This window comes from Pedobacter sp. 01N416, assembly GCF_056399685.1.
On the sequence record NZ_JBFTRT010000628.1, the window covers coordinates 1 to 4,628 of the forward strand.

Here is a 4,628-nt window from a genome sequence, read left to right on the forward strand (position 1 = left end):
CGCCATATATTTAAAACTTTGCAATTATTGCATTGAGCAATGGTGATGTTTTCGTTTTGAGCAAGTACGATGGTTTTACACATGGCTTTAACAGTTCAAATTATCGATAGATTTAACAAATATCTTATTATTTAGAATAATTCCAAATAATAAATTCAATTTATTAAAAATAGCGACAAAAAAATACCTCCGATTTTTGTCGGAGGTATTTCTTTTATTCTGCGTCGTAAATTACAACCTTTTCGAAGTAAACCCTGAATTCATCCAGAAAAGCTTTATGTAATGGGTGAACCTGATAAACATCATGCGCAGCTAAATCTTCAAATAACAGCAGGAGGCTAAATGTATAAGTGGTATCTACCACAGCACGCTCAATTGGTGCTGGTAAACCAATGTGAAAAGTTTTAACAACTTCAATATTTTCTAATGTTTGTAAGCCATTGCGGAAAGCAACTTTCTGCTCATCGGTGGTATCGGCTTTTAGCCAGAATAAAACGTGGTGTGCGATCATTTTTTAATTTTTTCCAAATATAATGAAAGCAGGAAAAGATCGTGAGCTTTATCCAAAAACACTTTTAGCTTTGTCAATAGCCTTAACTAAATCGATTCCTTTTCCCAGTACACCTTTAAACAGATCTCCTTCAACTTTCAAACGATCGATGGTATTAAAAATATTAAAATCTTTCATTTTTAAACCCGGTTTAACTTCATCCCAATGCAATGGCATTGATACCGTTGCTCCAATTTTTGGTCGTAAAGAATAAGGCCCGGCTATGGTTGCCCCTGGTCTATTCTGTAAAAAATCGAGGTACATTTTTCCCTTTCGGGCCGCTACCATGCGCTCAAGCGAAGTATATTCTGGTATTTGATTATGCACCAGGTTAACCACTATTTTGGCAAACATCTGGCTTTGCTCATAACTATATTTGGCATTTAAAGGAATGTAAATATGCATTCCGGTTGAACCTGATGTTTTACAATAACTGGGTACATTTATGGCATCTAATACTTTTTTTGTTTCCAGCGCTGCCTCAACCACCTGATCAAAGGTATGTTTATCAGGATCTAAATCAATTACACAGTAATCAGGATTATCGGGACTTTGCACCCGGCTAAACCACGGATTCATTTCTATACAGCCTAAACTCGCCATCCAGAGTAATGAAGCTTCATCTGTTCCAACAAGGTATTCTTTTTTTTCGCCTTCACCATTTTCATAAGGAAAAGTTTCAGCCCAATCTGGTGCTTTCCCTTTAACATCTTTCTGGTAAAAACTACTGCCATGAATTCCGCCCGGAAAGCGGTTAAGCGACTGTGGGCGATCTTTCAGGTAAGGCAAAATGTAATCAGCAACCTGATAATAGTAGTTAAACATATCTCTTTTGGTTACTTTATCTTCGGGCCAATAAATTTTACTCAGATTGGTAAATTTAAGCTCGTGGCCTTTAATTTTCCTTACCTGTGTTTCATCTTTCGGGTTCAACAAAGTTTTAGGTATTTTACTTTTTGGCGCCTTTATTGCCTGTGCATGTGGGTTTTCTTCATTGGTGTCGTCAACAATTTTCTCTGTTGGCACTTCTATTTCTCTTACCACCTCTTTGGCTTTTTTATCTTCACGCATGCCCTGAAAAGACGGATGGCGAAAAACACCATCATCAGTTACTTCTGTAAAAGCGACCTCACATACCAGCTCTGGTTTTAACCAGGTTGCTTTTGCTTTTGGCCGGTTTGGCCTGAAGCGTGAGGGCTCATTTACATCAGGTATACTTTCGAAAGGGCTTTTATCGATAATAATTGGTTTAAACTGCTCCATCATTGTTTTCTGCAATTTATCCGAAAACCCTGTTCCAACCTTACCTACATATTGCAATTTTCCTTTTTCATAAACGCCCAACAGTAAAGAACTAAAAGATTTAGAAGTATCTGCATTTTTGGTAAAACCCGCAATAATCACTTCTTGTCGTTTCTGCACCTTAATTTTCAGCCACTCTTTTGATCTTCGATCTGCTGCATAAGTACTATCTGTTTTTTTAGCGATAATGCCTTCTAAGCCCATTCTCCTTGCCGCATCGAAAAAATCGACACCACTGGCTTTAAAAACCTTACCAAGGCGCACACGGTCGTCATCTGTTGGCAGTATATCGTTCAATATGGCTTGTCGCTGGTAAAGCGGCAGATCCATCAGGTTCTTACCCTCATACCAGAGGATATCGAACACATAAAAAACAAGTTCTCCATCTGCTTCACTTCTCCAATTCTGCAGGGAGCCGAAATTTGATACACCTTTATTATTGAGCACCAAAATCTCACCATCAAATACCGCATTCAATTTCCAGGTTAAAAGCAGATCATAAATGGGGTAAAATTTTTCGTTAAAGGATTTATTATTTCGGGAAAACAAATCAACCTTTCCTTTATTAATAAAAGCTAGGGCACGGTAACCATCCCATTTCACCTCATATTGCCAGTTAGGATCGTCGAAAGGTTCGTCAACCAGGGTAGCTAGCATAGGTTTCACTCCTTTTGGGATGGCTGTTTTGGGAGCTTTCTTTAATATGCTTTTTACATCTATCGCTAGGTCATTGCCCACTGGCATAGTTTCTCTCTTTGCTTTTTGCTTTGGGCTTTTTTTTTCAGTCTTTAAATCCTGCTCCTTTCCTTCTTTCCAGACCTTATCGGATGTTTTTTCCATCTTTTCGATTGTTTTTCCGGAAAGCACAGATTTATCTAAAATCTTTGTAATCGTATGGATGATCTTCTACCATCATAGCCAAACGTTTGGTTTTAGGATCGGTTGAAGGCCCTTTCGGTACCGCCCAGCTTTTTAGAACGCCTTCCATTTCGAGCCTGAAATCGTAGTGCAAACGCGAAGCATCATGTTTTTGGATTACAAAATGTAATTTGTTCCTATCGCTGCTTTTACCCGACTTTGGTTCGGTGGTTTTTGAGAAATCGCGCTTGGCAACATACTTTTTCAGACTCATAATCAATATTTTACTTTTTTAAATAATCTTCAACTGCGCGGGCAGAGGTACCAACTGTTTGTACTACGGCTTTCAGCTTATCTTTGCTTACTCCGAATTTGTTAGACCAATAATCTAGTTCATAACCTTCGTTAATGTTGATCCTAGCCCGATCAGCACTACCGTTTTTTTGTTTATCATCCATAACTATTTTTTGATTAGACAGTTATAAAACAGCCGAATAATAAAAAAGGTTTTAACAGCCATTTTTTCAAACGGATATTAAAACCTTAAAAAAATAAAATTTAAAAGTTAATCTACTAGTGCTGTAACCCTCTCTGGTTCTGTTTCTTCTTCATAGACGAGTTTATCGTTTATAGCGATATTGATAACCCTCAACCATACCAAAAAATAAGGAAAACTAATGATGGATAATAATAAATGATGCGCTTTTGCAAAAGTTGGAAAAAGCAGCAAAGGGAAATTGCAGGTGATGAAAAGTAAAATTGGCAACAATACATTTTTTAGCACTTTATTATTTTCGTTTACATACCAAATGCCAACACCAGTTATCGAAATGATAAATGTACAATCTTCTGCTCCAGTACTAAACAGCACAGGAAACAACAATACGGAAGACAGAATCATCAGCTGGAATTTACTTTTCGAAAAATAAGTAATGTACAGAAAAGGCAACATAAACAATAGGTTGCCAAGTGTAAGAAAAACAAAATTTGATACTTTAGGAATATCAAATAGTTGCCTAAAGAAACCCATAATCGAAATATCTTCTCCACCTGAAACATTAATCATATTTTTCCCGATCAGTGAGTTTTTCCAATCGATATAACTTTGCGCAACAAAATGAGGAGAGGCGAACAACATTGGCAATAAGAATATGATGATAGACCACATGATTAACCATAACACAAAAACTGGCTTTTTCCTCGCAAAAAAGAAGAATACTAGCCCCACAATGCCATAAAGCTTAATAAATGTACCCAGCACAATACAAAGCGCAGACCATATCCCTCTACCTTTATTTATTTGCGTATAACTCAATATCATTAAGGCCGCGGCACCGGCATTAAACTGCTGGTTAAGCATCGATTCGATTAAACAGGGAATGGCAATATAACCGATAATCACCTTTTCATCTTCCGTTAGAGGTAAGGTTTGAACCGCTTTAAAGAGCAGGAAACAATTAAACAGGTTCCAAAAAAGTAAACCGATCCAATTATGCATTAATGCAAATGGAGCAATTAATAGACTAAAAATAGGACCATAATGATTGGCATCTTCGTGATAAGCCGGGTACCATGCATAAAGAGATTTTTGCTGAAGAAGATTCCTGAAGGTATTCTCAAAAATAAGGTAGTTATTATACCGGTGTGTTGCCCAAGAATCGATCACAAAAATAAGTGTAATCAATACCCAAAGAAATAATACAAAACGATTGTTCTGATAATATTTTGGGCAATGGGATAAACTTTTAGCGTTGGTTAGAAAATGATCTGGCATTGTAAAAATTACATTACAATACAATAATAAAAATGCTAACTGAGAATTCCTAATGTTTTGTAAGGAAAATGTTACTCTTTTTTGAGCTAAAATAACATTCATAAAAGAATAGACCTAAATCGATTTTTAAGACCAGTTTTGTAA

The 4,628-nt window shown here is 36.6% G+C and carries 3 protein-coding genes and 1 pseudogene; all 4 read right to left on the reverse strand.

The features are described 5' to 3' along the window. Positions 1-214: 214 nt before the first annotated feature. Positions 215-511 carry a Dabb family protein gene (locus tag AC1DND_RS24880; RefSeq protein WP_477585237.1) on the reverse strand — a complete coding sequence of 99 codons (297 nt, stop codon included), beginning with the start codon at positions 509-511 and terminating at the stop codon, positions 215-217. A 48-nt stretch (positions 512-559) separates the two neighbouring features. Beyond that, a pseudogene (gene ligD / locus AC1DND_RS24885) lies at positions 560-2,984 on the reverse strand (DNA ligase D). A 10-nt stretch (positions 2,985-2,994) separates the two neighbouring features. Continuing rightward, a complete protein-coding gene (locus AC1DND_RS24890) occupies positions 2,995-3,168 on the reverse strand; it encodes a DUF3606 domain-containing protein (protein ID WP_215127755.1) in 174 nt (57 codons plus the stop codon). A 107-nt stretch (positions 3,169-3,275) separates the two neighbouring features. Then, entirely contained in the window at positions 3,276-4,484 is a 1,209-nt protein-coding gene (locus AC1DND_RS24895; RefSeq protein WP_477585238.1) for a glycosyltransferase family 87 protein, read from the reverse strand. Positions 4,485-4,628: the final 144 nt, after the last annotated feature.

What these genes read in the sequence shown, in the direction of transcription:
- AC1DND_RS24880 (WP_477585237.1), bottom strand. Translation starts at nt 511, where the DNA reads ATGATCGCACACCACGTTTTATTCTGGCTAAAAGCCGATACCACCGAT.
- AC1DND_RS24890 (WP_215127755.1), bottom strand. Translation starts at nt 3,168, where the DNA reads ATGGATGATAAACAAAAAAACGGTAGTGCTGATCGGGCTAGGATCAAC.
- AC1DND_RS24895 (WP_477585238.1), bottom strand. Translation starts at nt 4,484, where the DNA reads ATGCCAGATCATTTTCTAACCAACGCTAAAAGTTTATCCCATTGCCCA.